The sequence below is a fragment of the Sorangium sp. So ce327 genome (genome assembly GCF_051530205.1).
GTDB classification, from domain to species: domain Bacteria; phylum Myxococcota_A; class Polyangia; order Polyangiales; family Polyangiaceae; genus Sorangium; species Sorangium cellulosum_B.
In genome coordinates this window covers 1222266-1245856 of record NZ_CP150330.1, presented here as the reverse complement: position 1 = coordinate 1245856, position 23591 = coordinate 1222266, and the positions used below count along the sequence as shown (strand labels likewise).

The following is a 23591-nucleotide window of genomic DNA, read 5'->3' as shown; positions in this document are numbered from 1 at the left end:
ACCATGATCGAAGCTCCGATTTTGCCGTACGTCTGATAGGGTTCAACTATGGAGTTTTGGCGACATCCTGGCGACCTCAGGGTGGCGTGCGACCGGGCTCGTGCGGGAGGGAGCCGCGTCGGCCTCGTCCCGACGATGGGCGCGCTCCACGCAGGCCACCTCGCCTTGATCACGGAGGCGCGGCGGAGGTCGGACTTCGTGGCCGTGACCCTCTTCGTCAACCCGACCCAGTTCGGCGCGGGGGAAGACCTGGCGCGCTACCCGCGGACGCTCGAGCGAGACCTCGCCGCCTGCGCGGAGGCCGGCGCCGACGGCGTGTTCGCGCCGGACGTCGCGGCGATGTACCCGCCCGGCGAGGAGACGCGCGTGCGCGTCGGCGCGACCGCGGGCCCGCTCTGCGGCGTCCATCGGCCCGTGCACTTCGAGGGCGTCGCCACCGTGGTGACGAAGCTGCTCTCGCTCGCTGGCCCGTGCGTCGCCGTCTTCGGCCGGAAGGACTACCAGCAGCTCCAGGTCATCCGGCGGCTCGTCGCCGACCTGTTCCTGCCCGTCGAGATCGTCGGGGCCACGACGGTGCGCGAGCCGGACGGCCTCGCGATGTCGTCGCGGAACGCCTACCTCTCTCCCGAGCAGCGGAGCGCGGCGCGCGCCATCCCGCTCGCCCTCGCCGGCGCGTGCCGCGCCTTCGCCCGCGGCGAGCGGCGCGCCGCGGCGCTCCTCGAGCCCGCGCGCGCGCGCCTCGCGGCCGCCGCGACGAGCGTCGATTACGTGGACCTCGCCGATCCCGAGTCCCTGGCGATCTGGAGCGGCTCCGCGGCGATCGGCGATCGGGCGCTGCTGGCGGTCGCCGTCCGCGTCGGGACGACGCGGCTCATCGACAACGTCGTGCTCGGTGAGGACGTGCCGCCCGTCGCGGAGTCGAGCGAGGAGGCGAGCTAGATGCCGAAGACGAGAGGCGAGCAAGAGAGCCCCGCGTCGCGCCCGGCGGGGGAGGCCGGCCGTGGCGTCTTCGTGGTGTTCGAGGGCATCGACGGCGCCGGCACGAGCACGCAGGCCGAGCGCTACGCGGCGCACCTCAGGGCGGCGCGGCGCATGGTCCACGTCACCCGAGAGCCGACCGCCGGGCCGGTGGGCGCGCTGCTCCGGCAGGTCCTGACCCACCGGATCTCGCTTCCCGGCGCCCGCCAGGCGGAGATCATGGCGCTCCTCTTCTCGGCCGATCGCCTCGATCACCTCGGCGCCGAGATCGAGCCGCTCCTCCGCGACGGGTACGTCGTGATCTCGGATCGCTACGACCTGTCGAGCCTGGCCTACCAGTCCACGACGGCGGGCGAGGACGGGGCGGGCTCCGGGGCGATCGTCGAATGGATCCGTGAGCTCAACCGCCACGCCCTGAGGCCCGACGTCACGGTGGTGATCGACGTGGCGCCCGAGATCGCCGAGAAGCGCCGCCGCGGCCGCGGGGGGGCGGAGGAGCTGTTCGAGAAGACCGAGCTGCAGGCGCGGCTCGCGGAGGCATACCGCCGGGCGGAGGAGCTCGTCCCGGGGGACAGGGTCATCCATATCGACGGGGATGGCGCGGTCGACGAGGTCTCCCGGGCGATCACGGCGGCGCTCTCGGCCGTCGTGGAGCGGTGAGCCAGAGGGCGGGAGGCGATCCTTCCTTCCTATCCGGCAAGCGCTGTCCGAGCCGGCGCTTTGCGCGTCCGAGCCGAGCGAGCGGCGCCTTGATGGCCATGAGCTCGCACTCCGCTCAGCTCATCCAGGTGGGTCGTACATGCCGCGACCTACGCCGGTGAACCGATCGCGTGCAGCGGCGATGGAGTGTTTCCTGACGGACTCTGGGTCTTGCAGAACCGAGACCCAGAACTCTTGCGGGCATGCCTTCTGAACCTCTTCCAGGAACGCCGAGCACTGCTGGGCCTCGGCCTGCTCGCCCAGGATCGTATGAAGGTCGCGCAGGAGAATGGTGGTCGCGAGAAGTCCGGAGACGTCATTCAGCTGCTGGAAGAGTGCCATCTGGAACGAGAGGGTAATCCTTTGTCCGAAGCGATCCTGAATGCGGCGCCCCAGCGCCAGCGAGGCCTCGGCCAGCAGCAAGGCCTGATCGAGCGCTCCAGCCATTGCAGCAGCACGCGCAAGGTAGCCATGCGCTGACTGCTGCCCGAGCTGGTGTGTGTGGTTCTGAAACGCCCGGAGTACCTCGAGGAAGCGCTGAAAGGCCAGCGATGGCGCACCGGAAACGAGGTCAAGAAGCCCAAGGCTCTGAAGGCAGTTCGCCTCACCGAGCCTCGCCCGTATCTCTCGGTAGATGGGCAGCGCGCCGTCGTACGCTTTCCGCGCTCCCTCAAGATCATCCACCCGCATCAACAGGTCCCCAAGGCTCTTCAGGCAGTTCGCCTCACCGAGCCTCGCCCGTATCTCTCGGTAGATGGGCAGCGCGCCGTCGTACGCCTTCCGCGCTCCCTCAAGATCATCCACCCGCATCAACAGGTCCCCAAGGCTCTTCAGGCAGTTCGCCTCACCGAGCCTCGCCCGTATCTCTCGGTAGATGGGCAGCGCGCCGTCGTACGCTTTCCGCGCTCCCTCAAGATCATCCACCCGCATCAACAGGTCCCCAAGGCTCTTCAGGCAGTTCGCCTCACCGAGCCTCGCCCGTATCTCTCGGTAGATGGGCAGCGCGCCGTCGTACGCTTTCCGCGCTCCCTCAAGATCATCCACCCGCATCAACAGGTCCCCAAGGCTCTGAAGGCAATTCGCCTCACCGAGCCTCTCCCGTATCTCTCGGTAGATGGGCAGCGCGCCGTCGTACGCTTTCCGCGCTCCCTCAAGATCATCCACCCGCATCAACAGGTCCCCAAGGCTCCTCAGGCAGTTCGCCTCACCGAGCCTCTCCCGTATCTCTCGGTAGATGGGCAGCGCGCCGTCGTACGCTTTCCGCGCTCCCTCAAGATCATCCACCCGCATCAACAGGTCCCCAAGGCTCTTCAGGCAGTTCGCCTCACCGAGCCTCGCCCGTATCTCTCGGTAGATGGGCAGCGCGCCGTCGTACGCTTTCCGCGCTCCCTCAAGATCATCCACCCGCATCAACAGGTCCCCAAGGCTCTTCAGGCAGTTCGCCTCACCGAGCCTCTCCCGTATCTCTCGGTAGATGGGTAGCGCGCCGTCGTACGCTTTCCGCGCTCCCTCAAGATCATCCACCCGCTTCAACAGGTCCCCAAGGCTCTTCAGGCAGTTCGCCTCACCGAGCCTCGCCCGTATCTCGCGGTAGATGGGCAGCGCGCCGTCGTACGCTTTCCGCGCTCCCTCAAGATCATCCACCCGCATCAACAGGTCCCCAAGGCTCCTCAGGCAGTTCGCCTCACCGAGCCTCGCCCGTATCTCGCGGTAGATGGGCAGCGCGCCGTCGTACGCTTTCCGCGCTCCCTCAAGATCATCCACCCGCATCAACAGGTCCCCAAGGCTCCTCAGGCAGTTCGCCTCACCGAGCCTCTCCCGTATCTCTCGGTAGATGGGCAGCGCGCCGTCGTACGCTTTCCGCGCTCCCTCAAGATCATCCACCCGCCTCAACAGGTCCCCAAGGCTCTGAAGGCAGTTCGCCTCACCGGCTCGATCCTGGTGCGCCCGCGCGCACTCTAGCCCCGCGCGCAGCAGGTCATCACGGATCTCGTTGCGAGTGGCAAACCCGAGCGCACCGTCTGCTCCGGCAGCGATGCGCGCCATCGCGGAGCGGTCCAGCCCGGGTTCTCCATGCGCTCTCGCCCAGCGCGCGAGCTCTCGCAGCGTCCCCTCCTCGGCGACCACCTGCCACACGCAGTCGACCTCTCCCGAGGCGATGCGGCCGTGGCGCTCCTCCACGAACTCGGCGAACGCGGCCAGCGCCGCCCTGTAGATCGGTGCTTCGTCGACCTGTCGTTCCTTCCGCCTGCGCTCCGCATACCAGTGGATCGGCACGGGGTAGAACGTCCGCTCGTCGTGCCACTCGATCAGGTTGAGGCGGAGCAGATGCTCGAGCGAGAGCGACGCATCGCCTCCGGCCACCTCGTAGGCCACGCGGTAGGGCAGCCCGCCCGGAAAAAACGACAGCGCCACGAACGCCTCGACGGCCTCCGGGTGCTGCGCCTTGAGCGCCTCGAACGACAGGTCCATGGTCGCGATGAGACTCCGCAGCCGCTCCCTCTGCGCCTCCTCGAGCGCATCGAACGCCTGCTTCCTACCGAGCAGATCCGGCTCGGCCACCGCGCTCTCCCGCAGCTCGTTCAGCCGCTTGACGATGTGCGCCAGCTCCTTCCCACGCACCGTGAACTGCCGCGCGATGAGCCGCAGCGACCGCGGGTGCCCGTCGATGACCTCCAGGAGCCGCGCCCATTCAGCGGTACCTGGCCAGCGCGCCTGCATCGCGCCGTGCGCCGTGAGCTCGGCGACGAGCAACCGCTCGGTCTGCTCGCGCGACATCGGTGGCACGTGTACGCTGCGCTCCGGCTGGCGCGTGCCCGCCACGCGCCAGCGCGTAGTCAGCAGCACACGCAGGCTGGGCGCATGCTCCAGCAAGATGTCGAGCTGGGCACGGAAGGCCGCGTGGGATGCGTCGTCACGCATCAGGTCCTCGACGTTGTCCACCACGACGAGCACTGACCGCCTGTCCCCGCGCAAGGCGGCGGCCACGGCGAGGTCGTCGACGGGGGCTTCCTTCAGACCGAGCGTCGCCCCCAGGCGCAGACGAAGTCCCGCCACGCCAAGGCCGAGGTGCGCCTCGGTGTAGATCACGCGCGCCACGAGCCGCTCGGATAGCGCACGCCGCGCGAGTTCGCGCCCGAGTTCCGTCTTGCCGATTCCCGGCAGGCCAACCACGGACACGAGGCGCTGCTCCTTGAGCGCGAGCAGGCCCTCCTCCTCCAGCGCGCTTCGCGCCTGGTAGAGCGAATACCGCGACGGCACCGGTGCGGCGTCGCGTGCGTCGGCTGCGCTGCCCGACCCGCGCAGCCGAGGTCGGGCGAGCAGGATGGGCACGCTCCAGTGACGACCGCCCTTCGCAGCCTCGTAACGCGCCAGGGCGAGAGCCTCGGCTGGACGACCTCGGGCGCCGAGGTGGCGATAGAAGCGCTCCGCCAAGGTCGCACTGTCGCGGACGGGCAGGTTGGCCTGGGTCGCTACGACCATGGGGAGGTCGCCGCCCGTGTCGGCGAGGAGTCGCTGAGCGACCCCGCCGAACGCATCGCCCGGCTGCTCGCCCGTGACTGCGCTCTGGCACGAGCAGAGAAACGCGAAGCGAAGCCCCACGCCGCGCAGCGCGCTGGCCAGCCGATCCGCGGGTACGAAACACAAGGCGCCGCTCGGGCCGTGGAGGCAGACCCCGCCGGTGAGATCGTCGCGGTAGCCGTGGGCCACGAGGTGCAGGTAGTCGAAAGGACAGTTCCTCCCGTGCGCGCCCCGGAGCGCCGCCTCGATCGCCTCGACGCTCGCGCGCGGCAGCTCTGTCACGCCGTCCTCCCCCAGTGCCGCCTTGAGCGCATCGACGTGCGGCTGTGGGTCGAACGCGTGAAGCCCCGGAGCCACAGGACAAGCCCAAGCGAGCAGGACGCGCGGTGCCGGAGCGAACTCGAAGGGTCGCGCGGAGGTCTTCCGGAGGCTGCGCAGCAGGCCGGCGCCGGGACGCGCAAAGATGAACCCCTCTTCGTCATGGAGGAGCTCGAGCGGAAGGCGCGCGAACGGCTCGGTTCCGTCGCCCAGCTCGACGTGGAGCAGGATCGGCTGCCGCCCCGCGCTCCCCCGGATGCCGGCCCAGGCGTCCGCGAGACCCGACGTGCGGACGAGCCATCCGAGCAGGTCACGCCCGAACGCGGCGAGCGTGTCATGCCTCACGTCGCATGCGAGGTACGCTTCGAGGAACCCGGCCCACGTCTCTCCGGTGCGCAGCTTGCGGCCGAGGTCCAGGATGCAGGCTCCACCGGCGTCCTGGCCGAGATCATCGCCGAGTGCGACGGAGAAGCGCGGCTGCTCGGTAGAGCCGGACGCCATTTCGCCCGAGGCGCGCACCTCGAGAAAGGCTTCGTGCGCGTTGAGCGGCTCGTCGATTCGCATGCCTCCCCTCCCCTCCGAGACCCAGCTCCGAGCTACTCCTCTTCTTCTGCCTTGTTCAGGGCCTGCTCGACGCGCTCCTCGATCTGCCTGGGCTCCAGCTTCATGGCGGCGGCCTTGCCGGGCAGGATCTCCCGCACCTTGGCCATGAGCTTCCGCCGGCTATGGCGATCCACCAGCGCCTTGATGAGGTCGTAAGTCGCATTGCCGATCACACCGCTCACCACCGCGCCGACGAGCCACTGCGCCGCGTCGGCGAGGTTGCCCGGGTCTGCGAGGTGAGGCTCGCCCTGTTCTTCAGGAGTTCCGGGCGTCTTCGAGCCCTCATCGTGGTGGCTGGTCATGGCCACGATCGTAGCCCTGTGCATCTCTGGCGATCCATGACTTTCTTGATCCTCGCGGAGGCGGGCCGACGTCGCTGAGCGGCTGCTCACCTGAACCGGTGCGGCGAGGCCACGGCTCCGCAAGCCCACCGTTCAACGCTGGCGCGGCCATCGCCGGAGATGGCCGCGCCGACCTCGATGCTCGGCCGGCGAGCATGGAACGATGGCCGGGCCATCATTCCATGCCGACCCGCCCAACCCCGGCGTCCCCGCACCGAGGGTGGATCCCTGCCGCGCGAGGGGTGGGGACCTCGTGCGTGAGCCCGATGCCCTGCATCTTCGGCTGCCTGTCGCGCGCCGCGCATGAGCACGCCCCTCGTGCCCCGAAACCCGGACCATCGCCGCGCTGCCCGGCGAGCTTGGACCAGCTGGGGCGACCTCCGCGGCCGAGGTCGCGAAGCAGTCCTCGGCCTCCCAACCTGGACCGCCCTCGCTTCACAGCCCGGCGGCCGATCAAGTGGTACGATGCCGACGAGGCAGGGGCAGACGAACGATGACCATCCTCGAACAGCTCGTGCAGATCGTCCGTACACTCAGCGCCGAGGAGCAACGCCAGCTGCTCGACCTCGCGACCCAGCTGCGGGACTCCCGGCCATCGCCAGACGTCTCGCTCGTCGGCGCCGGCTCCGACGATGCATCCTGGAGTACCTGGCGAGAGCGGATACGCGCCCGCAGCACAGGCGTGCTGGACGAGGAAAAGCAGCGTCTCCGTGCCTTGGGCCTCATCGATGAACACTGGAACGCGCAGACGGATGAGCTGCCGCTCGACATGGTCCCCTCGTCGAAGAGCAGCGTCGAGACGTGACCCGGCCTCGCATGATCGTCGTCGCCGGCCCGCCGGGAAGCGGCAAGAGCCTCCATTTCCCGGTGGAGGCGCTCGGCGGGGATGGCTTCAACGTCGACGTTCGCGCCGCTGCCCTCAACGGCGGCTCGTTCCGCTCCATCCCGAGGGCTGTCAGGCTGCGAGCCCAGAAGGAATGCGAGGCATTCGTCGAAGACCACATCGCTCGGCGGGCGAGCTTCGCCGTCGAGACCACGCTCCGTACGCGCATCGCGCTCGATCAGGCTCAACGGGCGCAGGACGCCGGCTTCTCCACGATCATGATCTTCGTCACGGCAGGTCGAGCCGACGAGTGTGTCCACCGCGTGCGCATCCGGGGCCTCGCGGGCGGGCACGCTGCGCCCGAGGAGGAGCTCCGCGACATCTACGAGCGCAGCATGGCCAACCTCGTCTTCGCCCTCGAGATCTTCGATCATATCGAGCTTTACGATAATTCCGCTCGGGGTGCGGCCCCGCGTCTCGTCGGAAGCGTCGTCCGCGGCCGGTTCGTGGCAGCTCCCGGAGCGCTGCCGGACTGGATTCCCGAGCGCCTGCGGTGAGCCGCTGCCAGTCACGGCCACCGATCGCCTGAGCCGCACGGCGCCCGCCGCCGGCTCACATCGCTCTACGGGCAAGCCGCGTTCGCGATCTCCACATCGTCGACGTTCCAGCTCGACACGGTATCGACGAAGGCTTCCCGCCCGATCTCGTAGCCGAAGCGGACGCGCAGGCCGGCGTTCTTGTAGGGCGTCAGATCATGGACGACCTTCGTCCAGGCCGAGTCGCGGACACCCGGGTACGCCCCCGACTCGAAGAGCACCTTCCAGCGGACGCCGTCATAGACCTCGACACGGTTCGTCATGTGAGGCGTCTCATCGCTGTTCAGGAGGCGCCAGAACGTCAGGTACACGCCGCCCGCGACATCGGCGTTGACGACCGGGCTCGTCAGGTAGAAGTACGGGTGGACCCCGAGGGGCGCGTTCCCTCCGATGACCACGCCGGCCACCCCGTTGTCCGACGTCGCCGTGTGATCGAGCGCCGGATCGGCGTGCCCGTAGGTCTGCCCGGTTGAGGCCTTCGCCGCGCCGATCTGCCAGGTCGGACCGAGCTCCCACCCGGCCCCGTCGCTCTCGAACGTATCCCGGAAATAGACCACCGGCGCCGCCGCGGAGGCGCCGCCCTGACAGACGCCAGCCAGGCAGGACTCCCCCACGGTGCACGAGTCGCTGTCGACGCAGACCCCGCCGTCGGGAACCGGGCGCGCCGTGCACACCCCGGCCTCGCTGCAGACGCCGCGCGTGCAACCGACCGCCTGCGAGAGGCACGACTCCCCCGGGGTGGGGATGGAAATACAGGCGCCGCTCTCGTCACAGACGCCACGATTGCACTCGTCGGTCCCAGAGAGGCAGGCGCCGCCCGGTCCGATCGGCTCAGCATAGCAATTGCCAGAGCCCGGATCACAGGCGCCATCGTTGCACCCGACGCTCAGCGCGCTGCAGTCCTTCGGGACGCCCCCCTCGCAACGGCCGCTCTGGCAGGTCTTGCCGACCATGCAGAGATCGCCGGAGTCCGCGCACGGCGCCCCCTCGTTCCCCGGAACCGCCTCGCACGCACCGGTGGCCGGGTCGCACGCACCAACATGACAGGAGTCCGGTATGTGGAAGAAGAAGCAGTCCCGCGGCGTCCCGACGCAGGCGCCGTCCAGGCACGCCGCGTCGAGGAGACAGCGGTCTTCCGTCGCGCACGGGACCCCGTTCGCCCTCGGCTCCACCCCGCAGCGAGGCGCGCCGCCCGCGTCGACGCACGTGACCACGTGACAGGCGTCCGGCGCGAGGCCGCAGTCCTCCGGGGCCCCGCCCTGACAGACACCCTCCTCGCACACCTCGCCGACCGTGCAGGCGTCCCTGTCGTCACAGGGCTCCCCGCCCGCGCTGGGGACGAGCTCGCAATCACGCGTCGCCTCGTTGCAGACGGCCATGACACATTGCGAGGTCGGAACGAGCGAGCAGTCGATCCGGCACGGCGCGCCGTCCCCGCCTGCGCCGCCCCCGCCGCTCGAGACAGCCGCCCCGGCGGCGCCGCCGGCCCCCGCCGGGCCCGAGCTGCCCGCGGATGTCGCAGTCGAACAGCCGAGATCCGTCAGGGCGACAGCGGAAAGTACCCATGGAATCCACCTAGTCATGTTCGCCTCTTTCCAGCAAGCGTGACGCACCTCGTGGGAATTACGCGTCCTTCGCGGCTGCGCAAGGAAACATGATGTTCCGGCGCGCGAGCACCCGGAACGGTCGGCGCGATCAGCGACGAGCGAAGACGTCGGGCCCCGCCGCGCCGGCGCGCGCGCGAGACCGCGAGTGCGACGAGAGCCGCGACAAGCAACGAGAGCTGCGACAAGCGACGAGAGCCGCGACAAGCGACGAAAGAAGAGAGAGCAACGACAGCACGACACGAGCCGGGCTTACAAACCGGAGAGCCCCTATCGCGCCTCGATCGAGAACTGCATACACTGACGAGATCGTCTCGGAGCTCGGCCACCCCTCGATAGACAGACCACTTCGCGCGTGGAGCCCCGCGGCAGCGAGCCACGTCGCGCCCATTTTCAGAGGAGCGCAGAGATGTCCTTCCGACGTCATTTCGTGTTTGCCCCTTTCCTCGTCGCCGCCGGGATCGCGGCGCAGTCGAGCGGCTGCGCGGCCACCGAGGACGAGAAGCCGGCGAGGATCCCCCGGCCGGATGACGCCGCGAGCGGAGGCGGCGGCTCGTTCGGCGTGAGCAGCGCGAGCGGAGACACGTCGCTCGGCGAGGGGGGTGGGCTCGGCGGCGCCGGCGAGGGCGGCCTCGGGGAGGGGTCCTCCTGCGCCCAGGCGAGCGCGGAGGCCACGCTCCTGCCGCTCGATATGCTCATCCTGCTCGACCGATCCGGCAGCATGCTCGGCTCGAAATGGGTCGGCGTCACGAACGCGCTCTCGGCGTTCGTGACCGACGCCGCCTCGGCCGGGATGAACGTGGGGCTGACCTACTTCCCGCGGAGCAGCAATGGGCAGAGCGACTGCAACCACACGAGCTACGACGAGCTCGCGGTCGCCATCGGCGAGCTGCCGGTGAACACGCCGGAGCTCACCGCCTCCATCCAGAGCACCTCGCCGGGCGGCGGGACGCCCATGCGCCCGGCGCTCCAGGGGGTGCTCACGAACGCGACCGCCTACAAGGACGCGAACCCTTCCCACAAGGTGATCGTGGTGCTCGCGACCGACGGCGATCCCTCGGGCTGCTCCGGAAACACCGTCGCGAGCACCGCGGAGATGGCGCAGAGGGCCCTCCGCTACAACGGCGTCCAGACCTACGTCGTCGCGGTGCAAGGCTCGACGCTCACCAACCTGGACCAGATCGCCGCCGCCGGCGGGACGACCCGCGCGTTCGACGTCACGGCCGACATCACGGCGTTCTCGGCGAAGATGGCCGAGATCCGCGCGTCGGCGCTCCCGTGTGAGCTCCTCATCCCCGCGCCGCCCGCGGGCGCGGTCCTCGACACGAGCCGGGTCGCGGTCAGGTTCGCGCCCGAGGGCGCGAGCCCGCTGGAGGTCCCGAAGGCGGACGACGCGGCGGACTGCGGCACGGGGCCGGGGTGGTACTACGACGACGATGTGATCCCGAAGAAGATCATCCTCTGCCCCGCGTCCTGCACGACGGTGCAACACGAGGTGCGCGCGGAGCTCGACGTGCTCTTCGGGTGCGCGCCGACGCTGAACTGAGCCGCGCGGGCCCCTCCCCCGCCGCCCGCGCGGGGCTCACGGCCGCTTCGGCGCCGCCGTCTTCAGGGCGTCGAGCGCCGCGAGGAGCTCGGCCTCGGTGAAGGGGAGCCTCGCCAGGGCCGCCTGCTCGTCGGCGAGCGCGAGCTCTATCTCGCGCTGCGCGTCGCGGGCGCGGAGGACCCACGCCGACGACTCCCCGGTGCGGTCGCCGAGGCGCACGGTGCCGGCGAGCATCTTCTGCCCCTTCTCCAGGAGCACGCGGTAGCGCAGGCGCATCGCCCCCTCGAACAGCTGCCTCTCCCTCGGGGTGTCGGCGCTCCGCGGCGGCGGGACCTGCATCACGTCGCGGTGGAGCTCCTTGTAGAGCTGCCCGATGCGGTAACCCGCCATCGCCGACCAGTGGGCGTCGAGGCTGCGCATGGCCTCGGTGTAGGCGCTCTGCGCGTCGAGCAGCCCCTGGCAGCGGCGCTCGAGCGCCTCGGCGAAGCTCGCCGGCACCGGCACGAAGGTGATCGCCTCGCTCCGGCGCCGCCGCACCTCGCCGAGCGCGAAGCTCACCTGCGCGAGCTCGATCGGCGGCTTGCCGGACTCGCCCAGCCGGTGCTCCTCGATGAGATCGCGCGCGAGCGCGACCTGACGCGCCGCCTCCTCCACGAGATCCTGCTCGACCAGGCCGAGCGCGAGCGCGCCGCGCGCCTCGATCGCCTCCAGCACGCTCAGATCGGCGAGGCGGAGCAGGCGGCGCGACACCTCGACGAGCTCGGGCCACCGCTCGAGGGCGGCCGCCGCGCGCGCGAGCCGGAAGAGCGCGCCGCGCGCGACCGCGTGGTCCGGGAAGCGCTGCGCGACCTCGCGGTAGCGCTCGGCCGCGAGCGCGCGGTCGCCGAGCGCCTCGTGCGCGAGCCCGGCGTTGAACAGGCTCGGGGGCGCGACCTCGCCGCCCGGCGAGAGGCGGGCGAGCCTCTCGAACAGGGGCGCCGCCTCACGCGCCTTGTCGGCCAGGAGCAGCGCGCGCGCCCGCTCGAACTCCGCCGCGAGCTCGGCGTCCGAGTAAGGCGACACGACGACCGGCGCGAGCTCGACCGGCGCGCGCGCCGAGGCCGGCTGCGGCGATCGCGCCGGCGCCGGCACGTTGGCCTCCGAAGTGCATCCGCCCAGGACGACCGCAAGGGCCAGAAGGGCGACCGAGGTGGCGCAGGAAGTCGACATTGCCGGGGAAGAATAGCCTCACGCTCGAGGTTGTTCCGCAACGTGCATGGACGGAGCGTCCGGCCCGGCCGTCCGGGACACCGGTGGATTGCTGTACGCCGTAGGGCAATCCCTGACTACAAACGGCTGCTCTGTGAAATTGCAGAATGGCCTCGCCCGACAAAAAGCCTGCATGGATCCGCCATGTTGCGGTAATCTCGCATTCGTTCATCAGGCCGCTGTCTCGGCGTGTAGCTCGGTCGGCGGCGTTCTCCTCTCCAGCGACGATCAGAACGAGGGCTTCTGTTGTGGGCCCTCGAAGGCATCACGGCCCCGTTGTGGGGCCTTGGAGGTGGGCACATGAAGCATCAGATCATCTCTCCTCGCGCGGTGACTGGAATCGGCACGGAGCAGCGGCTGAGCATGGCGGAAGCGCGTCATCGCGAGCTCGACTCTCGCCTCAGGCAGCTGGGTCGACGGGCGTTCCTGACACCGGGGGAGAGAATGGAAGCTGCCCAGCTCAAGAAACGTAAGCTCGCCGCGAAGGACGAGATCGAATCCCTGCGCCGGCGGTTGTCGTAGCGAGCGACCCCTCGCCGACCGTCGATCCTGCCTGCGCCACACACGGCGCACCCCCCGCCCCTTTCCGTTCCATTCCAGACACCCCGCGCGCCCACGCAATGGGCCGCTCGCACGCTGCGCGCGTCGCACGGATCTGCGCGCGCTGCTGGGACGCGCGCGCCCGATCGCCACGGCGGACGTGCCGGCGGGGACGCGCGCACGCAATGCGATGCTCGCACCCGAGTCGATGCCCGCGAGGCGCGACGAGCGGGGACGTCAGCGCGCGGCGGTCAGAGCGTGGGCGCCGACGGCTCCGACTCCGACGGCGGCTCCTCGGGCGACGCGGGAGCGTCGGACGCCGGCGCGGCGCCCCCCTCGGGCAGCGCCTCGGCGCCGCCGTACACGTCGCGGTTGAGGTCCGCGAGCGTCTCGGTCAGGCGGTTCTTCTGCTCGCTGGTGATGCCGCCGGGGGCCAGCTTCTCGGTCGCCGCGGCGAGCCCGAGCCAGTGGCGCGCGTTGTCGCGGTAGCCCTTGCGCGGATCGGCGACGCCGGTGCCCTGCGGCGCGAGCTCGGCCAGCCGGTAGTCCGTCATGCCCCGGAGGTAGGCGTACTGCGCCCGCTCCGGGACCGAGAACGAGTCCTGATCGTGCTCGAGCACCCGGAACAGCGCCAGCGCCTGCTCGAACCGGTTCGCCTCGTAGTGGCTGCGGGCGCGATCGAGATCCTGCGTGTAGGTCGCGCAACCCGACGCAAGGGCGAAGGACGAGAGAAGAAGGACGCACGGGACCAGGCGGCGCATGCGCGCAGGGTATCCCCCGTGTCGCCGGGCGATCAAGCACGAAGGCAGCGCGCCACACACCACGCGCCGCGCTGGCCGCTGACGCGCGCCGCGCGGCGCTCGGCATCCAGCGGATCGCCGTCAGCGCAGGAGCGTCGCGGCGAGCACGCCGCTCACCGCGAGCAGCGCGATCGCCAGCAGGACGACCGCCCAGACGAGGCCGCGCGCGGGCGCAACAGGGGGCGCGGCCGCGACCGCGCCCGGCCCCGTCGCCGACGACAGGGGGGCGACCGGGGGCTGCGGTGCAGCCGGGGGCTGCGGCGCAGCGGCGACCGGCGCCTGCCCGGCGCTCGAGGGCAAGGCCACCGTGTCGCCCGTCTCCCACATCCCGGCGGGGGGGCGCACGGCCGAGGGCGGCTTGCCCTCCGGGAGGCCCGCGGAGGAGCCGCGATCCATCGAGTCGGCGACGCCCGACGCCACCATGAACGCCTCGGAGAGCTCCCGGGCCGAGGCGAAGCGCGCGTCCGGCTCGACGGCGAGCGCCTTCCGCATCCAGGCCTCGATCTCCACCGGGATGCCAGCGTCCGGCGCCGCCGCGGACAGCGCGGGCGGGGGCGTGCCCAGGATCTTGGCGATGAGCGGCCCGAGCGCCGGGGCGGTGAAAGGACGTTCCCCCGTGAGACACTCGTAGACCACGACGCCCAGGGACCAGAGATCGGACCGGTGATCGACGCTCTTCAGGCCTTTCGCCTGCTCCGGGCTCATGTAGTAGGGCGTCCCGAGGAGCGCCCCCGTGCGCGTGGGATCCATGCCGGTGATGGCGAGCGCGTCTGTCACCTTCGCCACGCCGAAGTCGAGGATCTTGACGATCTCCCCATCATCCTCGCGCGCGATAAAGAGGTTCTCCGGCTTGATGTCGCGATGGACGAGCCCGACCTCGTGGGCGCGCGAGAGGGCGCGGCAGACGTGAGAGACGATCGTCGCCGTCTCCGCCGGCGTCAGGCGCCGGCGCGCGGAGAGGCGATCGCGCAGGCTCTCGCCCGCCAGACACTCCATCGCGATGTACGGTAATCCATCGTCGGTGAGCCCATGGTCGAGCACCTTGACCACATGGGCGCTGCGGATCCGCGCCGCGATCTGCGCCTCACGGTCGAAGCGCGCCCGGGCGGTCGCGTTCTTCGCGGTCTCGACGTCGATGAGCTTGATGGCCACCGGCGTGCGCAGCGACAGGTGCTCTGCCAGCCACACCGAGCCCATTCCGCCCCTGCCGAGGAGCCGGGCAAGGCGGTACTTCCCGGCGATACGTTGACCTTCCATGGCGCGGGAGCAGGGTAACGCGGGGCGCGCTCGCCGTCAGTACGGGAGTTGATCGACGATCCCCCGCGCTTGCATCGTCGGCGCCGACGGCGGCGGCGGGGTCGCCGATGTCGTCGGCGTCGTCGATGTCGTCGATGTCGCCGGCGCCTTCAGCGTGCCAGAGAGCGCGCTCGGTGAGGGCCGCCTGGACGACGACGCAGCGGACGGCGCGACGCCCGCGACCGCAGGCGCGTCCCGAGCGGGAGGGGGCGGAGCGGGCGAGCTCGGCATGGATGCTGGAGGCACCGCGGCCGCCGCGGGCGGCGGCTCCACCGCCGCTTCCGCCGAGGCGGGGACCGGAGCGGCAGGCCCGTTCAGCGGCGGGGGGCGGAGCGCAGCGAGCGCCGCCACGAAGGCCACCGCGAGGAGCGCCGCGAACGCGAACGCCCTCTTCAGCGATCTCGTGCGCCCGCCGGGGGCCGCGAGGGCCGGAGGCGCCCCGACGGCTCCCGAGCTCGGGGACGCGGCGAGCGGCGCGAGCGCGCCGACGACCTTGCCTCCCGCGAGCGCGCCCGCCGACGTGGGATCGGTGTAGCGACCGAGGACCTCGACGAGCGGCCCCAGATCGTCGAGCCGATCCTCACGCCGCTTTTGCAGGCAGCGGTCGAGCACCCCGGCGACGTCCGCGGGCAGGTCGGGCACGGCCGAGCGGATCGACGGCACCTCGCGCTGCAGGAACGCCGTGTACATCTCGCCGAGGTTCTCGAACTCGAGCGGCCTCCGGCCGGTGAGCGCCTCGAAGAGGATGACGCCCATCGCCCAGATGTCCGCGCGATGATCGATGTCCTTCTCGCTCATCGCCTGCTCGAACGACATGTAATGAGGCGTCCCGAGGATCGAGCCGGTGCTCGTGTTGCCTCCCTGCGTCTCCGAGCTGATGGAGGTCGGGTCGAGCACCTTGGCGATCCCGAAGTCCAGCACCTTGGGCACGCACCCGCCGGCCTGCGGCTCCGAGAGGAAGATGTTGTCCGGCTTGAGGTCGCGGTGCACGATCCCCTTCTCGTGCGCGGCGCGGAGCGCGGAGGCGACCGGCACGAGGAGGCGCGCCGCCTCGTAGAGCTGCAGGGCGCCCCTGCGCTTGCGCAGCCCGGAGAGCGGCTCGCCGCGGAGCAGCTCCATGACCATCACGGGCGTGTGGTCCTCCTCGAAGACGTCGAGCACCTCGATCACGTTCGGGTGCTGGATCGCGGTCGCCGCCTTGGCCTCGCGGAGGAAACGCCGTGTCTGCGCGGCGTCGGCGGCGCCGCGGATCATCTTGAGCGCGACGTCGCGCCCGGTGCCGACGTTCCTGGCCGCGTACACCTCGCCCATCCCGCCGCGGCCGATGAGGCGCTCGATCCGGAAGCGCCCGGCGATGATCTTGCCGGCCGGGAGGGAGCCCTGGAGATCGTCCGACACGCGCGGCAGCGTACCGTGGTTCCCGGCCGGACGCAGCGGTTCGCGGTCGCCGGCCGGCCCCGATCCGCGGCAGCGCGGTCACATCGGCTGCGCGCAGCGGAAGCCGGTGGCCGGGTTGAACGCCGACGCCCTCTCATGGCTGCGCGCTGTGGCCCGGGCTCCCAGCTTGTAACCCGACCAGGAGCTCCCGCGATAAGAGAAGGCCGGCGCCGCGCCGGGGGCCGGCGCGCGACACACCGGATCGACGAGGAGCGGCCCGCCCGACTGCCAGCAAGGCGCGGCGTAGGGAGCGAAGGTGTCGGCCACCCACTCGGACATGCTCCCTGCGAGGTTCCGGATGCCAAGGGCGGTCACGTCGCTCGGAGCGCCTCCGGCGACAGGCCCCCAGGGCACCGGCGCGTCGAGCGGGCGACAGCCGGAGTTCTCGAACACCTCCTGGTCGGCCTCCCCGCTGCCCCGGCCCCTGCCGAGGAGCGCCATCGCGCAGAGATCCCCGCCGTTGCCCCAGGGATAGGCGGTCTCGTCATCGAGGTTGCCGGCCGCGTACTCCCATTCCGCCTCTGTGGGGAGCCGCAACCCCCGCGCGGAACAGGCCTCCTCCGCCAGCGCGTGGGTGACGCAGTTGACGGGCAGCGCGTCGTTCGCGCCGTCGGACGCGCCGAGATACGTGCACGCGCCCAGATCCGACCCCGGCGCGTCGAGGTCCCTGGCCACGGGCGCGGATCGGATCTGCCCTGTCGCCACGAGCTCCCGGACCGCGCCCACGGTCACCTCGTCCGCGTCGAGGGCGAACGCGCGGAGCTGCACGAGGCGCTCGGGCTGGCTCAGCTCGTCGAGATCGATGGTGTATCCGGGTCGCGGCGTCCCGAGAAGGAACACCCCTCCGGGCACACACACCATCCCCGCCGGCGCCGGCCCCTGGCAGGGTACCGGGGCCGCGCTCGGCCAGGAGCCGGGCTCGGGCCGGGCGTCGACCTCGGAGAGCAGCGGGAGCACCGGCTCCGGCGCGAGCGCGCCCGCCTCCGGGTCGCAGGTCGCGCGCTGCTCGGGGAGGCTCGGGACGCCGAAGCAGCGCATCGACAGATCGAGGGCCACGTGGGTCTCGCCGTCGAGCGGCGGGAGCCTGGCCACGGCGTCGATCAAGGCCGGACCGCGGGGAAGGCCGTCGGGGCCCGCCTGCTCGGCCCGGTAGAGCCGCGCGCGGACCCGCACGGCGGCGCCTTCCTCCCGCGGGACCACGCCGAAGCTGACCGGCAGGCTGTCCGGCCCATCCACCCCGATGAGCCGCATGCACCCGGTGCAGGTCGCGCCCTCGCCCATCACCTCGAGCAGCAGGTGATCGCCGAACCGGGGCGCCGGGGCGTCCGTGGAGACGCTGACGAGCCACTGGCGAGGCTCGGGCTCGCACGCCGAGAGCGCCGACAGCAGAAACCCCGCGGCCGCGAGCGCCGTCGACAGGCCACGAGCCGTCACGGCGCACCTCCCGCGTAGACGCACCGGAAGCCGTGCAGCGAGTCCAGGACATCGCCTCTCCGGAACGCGGGCCTCGTGTTCGCGGGGCCGCTGGCCCAGTCTCCACCGCGGGAGGCGTGCGCGTTGATGCCGGCATCGTCGCAGCGGGGCTCGACGAAGATCCCGGGCGCGCTCCAGCAGCCCTCTCCGTACGGAACCAGCTTGTCGGCGCACAGCTCGCTCAGGCTCCCGCCGAGATCCAGGACGCCATCCCTGGAGCTGTCGCCCAGGCCACCGCACGTCGCCGAGGGCCGATGCGAGCCGACCTCCTCCGGCCCCGGATCGCCAGGGCACAGCGTCCCCCGCCCGGCGCTCGCCGTGCAGCACGCGGGAGACGCGTCACCCCAGGGATAGATCCGCCCCTGCCCTCGACCCCGCGCGGCGTGCTCCCACTGCGCCTCCGTCGGCAGATCACCGCCGCTCACTCTGCACGCCTCCCGGGCAAGGCGCCACGAGATGCAGTTGAGGGGATATCCATCGTTCGCTCCGTCGGCCGCGCCAAGCCAGCGGCAGTCTGCGAGCCCCACCCTGCTCGGATCAGGCCCGGCGAGGTCATCCCCCTCGGCGTTAAGGAGCCCCTCGTTCAGCAGCGCACGGAGACGGCCGACCGTGAACTCCGTCCTGTCCATGAAGAACGGGCCCACATGCACCGGCCGCGGCGGCACGACCGAGACATAGCTCTGCTCGTCGACGCCGGCGAGCTCGGCCTGGCCGATGACGCTGAAGCCGCCGGGGATGCAGATGGCATCGGCGCCCTCGGGCGCGGCGCCGCAGGGGACCTCCCGCGCGCGCGACCACGTGCCGGCGCGCGTCGCGCCCATCTCTGCCCCTGATCCGACGAGGACCCCCTCCGATGGGGCCGCCGTCCACCTGGAGGCATCGATGCATGTACGCGGCGGCTTGCGCAGCGACGCGGGCACGCCCAGGCAGTCGGCCGAGAGCGTGAGTTGCACCGTCACCACGCCAGACGTCGGGAGCGCGACCTCGATCAGGCGGTCGATGGCGGCCTCTGGCGGAGGATCGATGGTCGAGACCCCCCTCCCCTCGATGGAGTCCTCACCCCGCGTCGCGACGGCGCCGCGGAACGCCCGGATGCGCAGGCGGAGCACGGCGCTCCCCTCCTCCGGCGCGGCCACCCCGAAGGAGAACGGCCAGGACGAAGGGTCCGGCAGGACGAAGTTCGCCGTGCAGTCGACGTCATCGATGCAGCCGGGGCGCCACGCGCCGTCGAACCCGTCGATGCGCACCGTATCGATGACCGCCTCCGGCGAGATGGAGGGGTCTGCCAGGAGCTGCGCGGCGACCGGCGCGTCGGTGTCCACGACGACGAGGAGCTGCGGTCGCTCTCGCTCGCCGCAGGCGCCGGAGAGCCCCGCCGCAGCGAGCACGACGAGGATCGAGAGCGCGCGTGTCGGTTCGACCACCTGCCGCCTTTCGCCTTTCTCGTTGCCGCCCGACAGGACCCAGGGGTAGTCTCCTCGCTATCATCGAGGAGGGGCGAGGCCAAGAGGGTTCTTTCGCTTCTTCACGCGATTCACGCGATTCACGCGATTCACCCGAACATCGCTCTGCCGCTCGCGAGGAGGTTGTATGTCGTGGGTCACCCGGCCAGTGCTCGCCGCGCTCTCCGTAGCCATCGCGGCGGCGCTCTCCCCCGCGTGCGACGGCGATTCCCCATCCGAGGATCCGGGAGCGGCGGCGAGCACGGGATCGGGCGGCGACGGCGGTGATGCCACGTACGGCGCGAGCGCGTGCGGTACGTGCGTGGAGCAGGCAGCGTGCTTGTCCCAGGTGAACGTGTGCGCGGCCGACCCGGGCTGCGCCGCCTACCTCGATTGCCTCGACGCTTGTCCGCTGGGCCCAGGTGGGGACGCGGACATCACGTGCGAGCAGGCGTGCCCGCCCGTCACCGGATCTCTTGGCCAGGGCGCGAAGCAGGCCTTCATCGACTGCCGCCTCGCCGGCCCCGGCGCGGAGTGCGCCGGTTGCGGTCAGATCCCCGCCCCGACAGACCCGGATTTCAACCAGACGTGCTCGCCGTCGACGGATCCGAACACCTGCTACAAGTGCGAGGACGAGCGCTGCTGCGAGACCTACCAGGCTTGCAGCGACGACCAGGACTGCCAGGACCTGGTCACGTGCGTCAAGGCATGCGCCGAGGACCCGGATGATGCGGCCTTCTCGCCCTGCGAGAGCGCGTGTTACCAGGCGCACGCCGCCGGCTACGTCGCCTACAGCCACCGGATGGCGTGTATGCAGTACTTCTGCTTCGACGACGACGCTTGCGGCAACGAGCCGCTGGACCCCTGCGTCAAGTGCCAGAACCTGCACTGCGCCGATGAGATGGCGGCTTGCCAGCACGAGATCGAGTGTGCGTTGCTGGACAACTGCAAGGTCCCGTGCGACGTCGCGGACCAGGCCTGTCTCATGGAGTGTGACGCGATGTTCCCGGACGCGGTGGCGACCCACGAGGCCGGGCTCGATTGCGCGCTCGCCCACTGCGAGATCGCTTGCGGCGGGACGGACTGACGGGGTGGTCAGGGACGAGGGGTACGATGCGGACACGATGGATCCTGGGTGGCCTGGTCGTGGCGGCGGTCGATCTCTCGACGGCCGGGCGCGCGCGCGCCGAGGCGCCGACCCCTGCGGCGGCGCCGGCAGAGGCGGCGGTCGATGAGCGCACCGCGCGCGGCAGGGCGGCGTTCCTGCTCGGCGTGCAGCGATCGAAGGACGCGCAGTGGGGCGAGGCGCTCGCCGCCTTCGAGGAGGCGGCGGCGGCGCGGGACGCGCCCATCGTCCAGTACAACATCGGCTTCTGCGAGCGCGCCCTGGGCCGCTACGTCGCCGCGCGCCGCACCTTCCGCCGCGTTCTCGCGGGCACCGAGGGCCTGGCGGCCGCGCAGATCGACGACGCGAGGGCGTTCGTCGCCGAGCTGGATCAGCTCGTGGTCCGGGTGGCGGTCACGCTGGATCCCCCGGGCACCCCGCTGACCGTCGACGGGCGCGCGCTCCGGCTGGCCACCGACGACGGGACCCGGGTCTTCGTGACGCTCCCCGGGTCCGCCGAGCGCGCGGCGGCGCCGGTGGAGAAGAGCTTCACCGTGGAGCTCGACCCCGGGGTCCACCTCTTCCGCGCGGCGCGGCCAGGGCGCCAGGATGCCTTCGTCCAGAAGACCTACCGGCCGGGGGAGAAGGCCACGCTCGATCTGCACCTGGACATCCTCCCCGCGCGCGTGGCCGTGCGCGCGGAGCCGGCGCAGGCGCTCGTGCGTGTGGACGGCCGCGAGGCCGGGCTCGCGCCCATCGACCTCGAGCGGCCGCCGGGGAAGTACAGGATCGAGGTGGTGCGGGACGGTTTCGAGACGTACGCGGCGACGCTCGATCTGCACGCGGGGCAGCGGGCGGATCTGACGGCCAAGCTGATCCCGGTGCGGCCGTCGCTGTGGACGCGGTGGTGGTTCTGGACGGGCGCGGCGGCCGTGGTGACGGGAGGCGTGGTGCTGACGTACGCGCTGACGCGGCCGGAGCCGGACTACAACGGGGGAAGCCTGAACTGGGTCGCGGAGCCGGCGGCGATCAGGTGGTGAGGGGCCATCGGCGCGCGCGGCGCCGAGCCGACAGGGCCGCGGTGCCGACGAGCGTCCGGGCTGCGCGTGACGGTGCATCGGGGCGGGCCGGCAAACCGCACGGCAGCGCGGACATGGTAGGGTCGAGGCATGATCACGCGGTTCGAGATCGACGGCTTCAAATCGCTGCGGGATTTCGCGGTCGATCTGGAGCCGCTGACGGTGTTCGTCGGGCCGAACGGAGCGGGAAAGTCGAACCTGCTGGAGGCGATCGGACTGCTGGGGCGGCTCTCATTCATGTCGCTCGAGGAGGCGTTCAAGCTCGGACGGGGGCGGGTCGTCGATCAGTTCAGCCGCTCGGGGGGAGAGGCGGGAAGGACAATTCGGTTCGCGATCGAGGTGTCGCTGCGAAGCACGCCAGCGCCGTTTCAAGACGGTGGGCCACCGCTGCCGGTCCGTTATCGGTACGAGCTCGTCATCGAGCGTCGGGCGCGTCCGTCAGGCGTCGAGGAGCTCGTGGTCTCCGGAGAATGCCTTCGCGCGCTCGCCGACAAGGACGGACCGCCTCGACGAGAGATCATCCTGCGCCACGAGGACGAAGACGGACGCGAGCGGCGCGTGCTCATCGCGCCCGAATACGAGAGTTGGGCGGGACTGAACTATCGCTGTCCACGAACACACGCCGCGCTCGCGGCGCTCAAGACAGGATCTGGAACCTACCATATCAACCTTGACTTCCCGAAGGAATTGACCGCTGAGCGCGTTACCCTCGTAAAGGAGTACGCCGACTTCCGGAACACAAACTCGGAGAGGGGATGGAGGGCGGTCATCAACATCATCACCGACGATCTCTCCCGTTTCAGCCTCCTCCAGCTCGATCCCGCGCGCCTGCGCGACTCGAGCGAGCGCACCGACTCGATCGCGCTCGCTCCCGACGCATCGAACCTCCCCACCATCCTTGCCGATCTGCCGGCACCGACGCTCGGAGAGATCCGCGCGGATCTGGTCTCACTCATCCCGGGGCTCGCCGGCTTCGATGTCGTGCCCGACGACGACGACCTGCGCATCGAGTTCAAGCTCTCCGGCGGCGAGCGCCTCCCGGCTCGCCTCGCCTCTGATGGCACGCTGCGCGGCCTAGCGTTGCTCACAGCGCTCCGCGTCGAGCCTCGTCCATCCATCGTTGGTGTAGAGGAGCCTGAGAACGGCATTTACCCAGGCCGCCTGCGCACGCTGCTCTCGCTGCTACGTGAGATAACGATTCCAGGAGACGAAGCCTCTCCTGACTCAGCTCAACCCGCGACGCAGCTCCTCCTCACCAGCCACTCGCCGGTCGTCCTCGCCGCGTTCCGGGACAGACCCGAGCATCTGCGCTTCATGGATCTCGTGCGACGCGACGGCCAGCTCGTAACGCGCGCGCGCGCGGTGGGGCAGCTGAACGCGCCGGGCGACGGCGCGCACATCGTGTCGCTGCGTGAGGTCGACGCGCTCCTCCAGGCGGCAGCCAGCGAGGCTGCCGAATGAGCAGAAAGCGGCTCTATCTCCGCGCAGGCCTCTATGCCGAAGGTCCGAGTGATTACGACTTTCTCCTGCCGCTGCTCGACCGTGTGCTGGCCGCGCTCGCCGCGTCGCTCTTTCCCGGCGCCTGTGAGGTCGAGAACAGCCTCGGGATCGATGCGCCACACCCAGCGCAAGGCGCGCGCGCCGAAAGGATCGCAGCTGCCATCGCCGATCGCTGGGCGGAGTGCACGCTGTTCGTGATCCACGCCGACGGCGCCAGCGACCCGGAATCCGCGCAGCGGAGCTGCGTCGACCCCGGCGTCGAGGCAACCCGATGCGCGTACCCGAGCCTGGCAGCGGCCTCGTGCGTCCCAGTTCGCGAGACCGAGGCATGGATGCTGGTCGATGGTGAGGTCTTCCGGACCTTGCTCGGCAGCGGAGCGCAGCCAGCCCTCCCCGCCGAACCAGAGCGCGAGGCCGATCCCAAGCTGACGCTGGGGCGCGTCTTGAAAGATGGTGGGATGAGACGAAGGCCCGAGCGCCTCTACCGCTTGTTCGGCGAGGAAGTCAGCCTGGAGGCGTTGCGAACGCTGCCGGCGTTCCAGCTCTTCGAGACGGAGCTCGCCGGAGCGATCCGCGCCGTGGCGCGGTCACAGGGTTGGTCGGACTGACCCGATCCCCGGGACGCGAACCCGTCAGATCTC

General features: G+C 70.8%; 19 protein-coding genes. 10 read left to right on the top strand and 9 right to left on the bottom strand.

Going from position 1 to position 23591, the window contains the following annotated elements; translation table 11 throughout:
* Positions 1–48 precede the first annotated feature (48 nt).
* On the top strand, positions 49–939 hold the full coding sequence (panC, locus tag WME95_RS04590; protein WP_437907186.1) for a pantoate--beta-alanine ligase: 891 nt from the start codon (positions 49–51) through the stop codon (positions 937–939).
* Positions 940–1638, top strand: coding sequence for a dTMP kinase (gene tmk / locus WME95_RS04585; protein WP_437907185.1), 699 nt, complete (start codon positions 940–942; stop codon positions 1636–1638). It begins immediately after the preceding gene.
* Positions 1639–1758: 120 nt separating this feature from the next.
* On the opposite strand, the gene WME95_RS04580 is transcribed toward tmk, so the two are convergent.
* Together WME95_RS04580 and WME95_RS04575 are read right to left on the bottom strand one after the other, a co-directional pair.
* The gene (locus WME95_RS04580; RefSeq protein ID WP_437907184.1) at positions 1759–6081 is read right to left on the bottom strand and encodes a tetratricopeptide repeat protein; all 4323 of its coding nucleotides are present in this window, start codon (positions 6079–6081) and stop codon (positions 1759–1761) included.
* 32 nt (positions 6082–6113) lie between these two features.
* Entirely contained in the window at positions 6114–6422 is a 309-nt protein-coding gene (locus tag WME95_RS04575) for a hypothetical protein (protein WP_437907183.1), read from the bottom strand.
* Positions 6423–6954: 532 nt separating this feature from the next.
* On the opposite strand from WME95_RS04575, the gene WME95_RS04570 reads away from it, so the two are divergent.
* Both WME95_RS04570 and WME95_RS04565 read left to right on the top strand, forming a co-directional pair.
* A complete protein-coding gene (locus WME95_RS04570) occupies positions 6955–7266 on the top strand; it encodes a hypothetical protein (RefSeq protein WP_437907182.1) in 312 nt (103 codons plus the stop codon).
* Complete coding sequence (locus WME95_RS04565) at positions 7263–7841, top strand: AAA family ATPase (protein WP_437907181.1); 579 nt, start codon at positions 7263–7265, stop codon at positions 7839–7841. Before WME95_RS04570 ends, WME95_RS04565 begins: the two co-directional genes overlap by 4 nt.
* 65 nt (positions 7842–7906) lie before the next feature.
* Here WME95_RS04565 and WME95_RS04560 read toward each other — a convergent pair whose 3' ends face one another.
* The gene (locus tag WME95_RS04560; protein WP_437549701.1) at positions 7907–9259 is read right to left on the bottom strand and encodes a hypothetical protein; all 1353 of its coding nucleotides are present in this window, start codon (positions 9257–9259) and stop codon (positions 7907–7909) included.
* A gap of 634 nt (positions 9260–9893) precedes the next feature.
* Between WME95_RS04560 and WME95_RS04555 the strand changes: the two genes are divergently transcribed.
* A complete protein-coding gene (locus WME95_RS04555; protein ID WP_437907180.1) occupies positions 9894–11030 on the top strand; it encodes a vWA domain-containing protein in 1137 nt (378 codons plus the stop codon).
* Between the two features lie 36 nt (positions 11031–11066).
* Here the strand turns inward: WME95_RS04555 and WME95_RS04550 are convergent, their stop codons facing one another.
* Positions 11067–12239: a tetratricopeptide repeat protein gene (locus tag WME95_RS04550; RefSeq protein ID WP_437907179.1), complete on the bottom strand. Its 1173-nt coding sequence runs from the start codon at positions 12237–12239 to the stop codon at positions 11067–11069.
* Positions 12240–12578: 339 nt separating this feature from the next.
* Here WME95_RS04550 and WME95_RS04545 point away from each other — a divergent pair, with 339 nt between their 5' ends.
* A complete protein-coding gene (locus WME95_RS04545; protein WP_437549698.1) occupies positions 12579–12800 on the top strand; it encodes a DUF465 domain-containing protein in 222 nt (73 codons plus the stop codon).
* 269 nt (positions 12801–13069) lie between these two features.
* On the opposite strand, the gene WME95_RS04540 is transcribed toward WME95_RS04545, so the two are convergent.
* The 5 genes from WME95_RS04540 to WME95_RS04520 form a co-directional block, all read right to left on the bottom strand.
* The gene (locus WME95_RS04540; protein ID WP_437907178.1) at positions 13070–13579 is read right to left on the bottom strand and encodes a hypothetical protein; all 510 of its coding nucleotides are present in this window, start codon (positions 13577–13579) and stop codon (positions 13070–13072) included.
* Between the two features lie 120 nt (positions 13580–13699).
* Positions 13700–14875: a serine/threonine-protein kinase gene (locus tag WME95_RS04535; RefSeq protein WP_437907177.1), complete on the bottom strand. Its 1176-nt coding sequence runs from the start codon at positions 14873–14875 to the stop codon at positions 13700–13702.
* 36 nt (positions 14876–14911) lie between these two features.
* Positions 14912–16312 carry a serine/threonine protein kinase gene (locus tag WME95_RS04530; protein WP_437907176.1) on the bottom strand — a complete coding sequence of 467 codons (1401 nt, stop codon included), beginning with the start codon at positions 16310–16312 and terminating at the stop codon, positions 14912–14914.
* A 78-nt stretch (positions 16313–16390) separates the two neighbouring features.
* Positions 16391–17785 carry a formylglycine-generating enzyme family protein gene (locus WME95_RS04525; protein ID WP_437907175.1) on the bottom strand — a complete coding sequence of 465 codons (1395 nt, stop codon included), beginning with the start codon at positions 17783–17785 and terminating at the stop codon, positions 16391–16393.
* On the bottom strand, positions 17782–19248 hold the full coding sequence (locus WME95_RS04520; RefSeq protein WP_437907174.1) for a formylglycine-generating enzyme family protein: 1467 nt from the start codon (positions 19246–19248) through the stop codon (positions 17782–17784). The genes WME95_RS04525 and WME95_RS04520 overlap by 4 nt, the downstream gene beginning before the upstream one ends.
* 166 nt (positions 19249–19414) lie before the next feature.
* Here WME95_RS04520 and WME95_RS04515 point away from each other — a divergent pair, with 166 nt between their 5' ends.
* The 4 genes from WME95_RS04515 (at position 19415) to WME95_RS04500 (ending at position 23558) form a co-directional block, all read left to right on the top strand.
* A complete protein-coding gene (locus tag WME95_RS04515) occupies positions 19415–20353 on the top strand; it encodes a hypothetical protein (RefSeq protein WP_437907173.1) in 939 nt (312 codons plus the stop codon).
* 26 nt (positions 20354–20379) lie between these two features.
* Positions 20380–21411: a PEGA domain-containing protein gene (locus WME95_RS04510; RefSeq protein ID WP_437907172.1), complete on the top strand. Its 1032-nt coding sequence runs from the start codon at positions 20380–20382 to the stop codon at positions 21409–21411.
* 129 nt (positions 21412–21540) lie between these two features.
* Entirely contained in the window at positions 21541–22911 is a 1371-nt protein-coding gene (locus WME95_RS04505) for an AAA family ATPase (RefSeq protein WP_437907171.1), read from the top strand.
* A gap of 83 nt (positions 22912–22994) precedes the next feature.
* Positions 22995–23558, top strand: coding sequence for a hypothetical protein (locus WME95_RS04500; protein ID WP_437907170.1), 564 nt, complete (start codon positions 22995–22997; stop codon positions 23556–23558).
* Positions 23559–23591 lie beyond the last annotated feature (33 nt).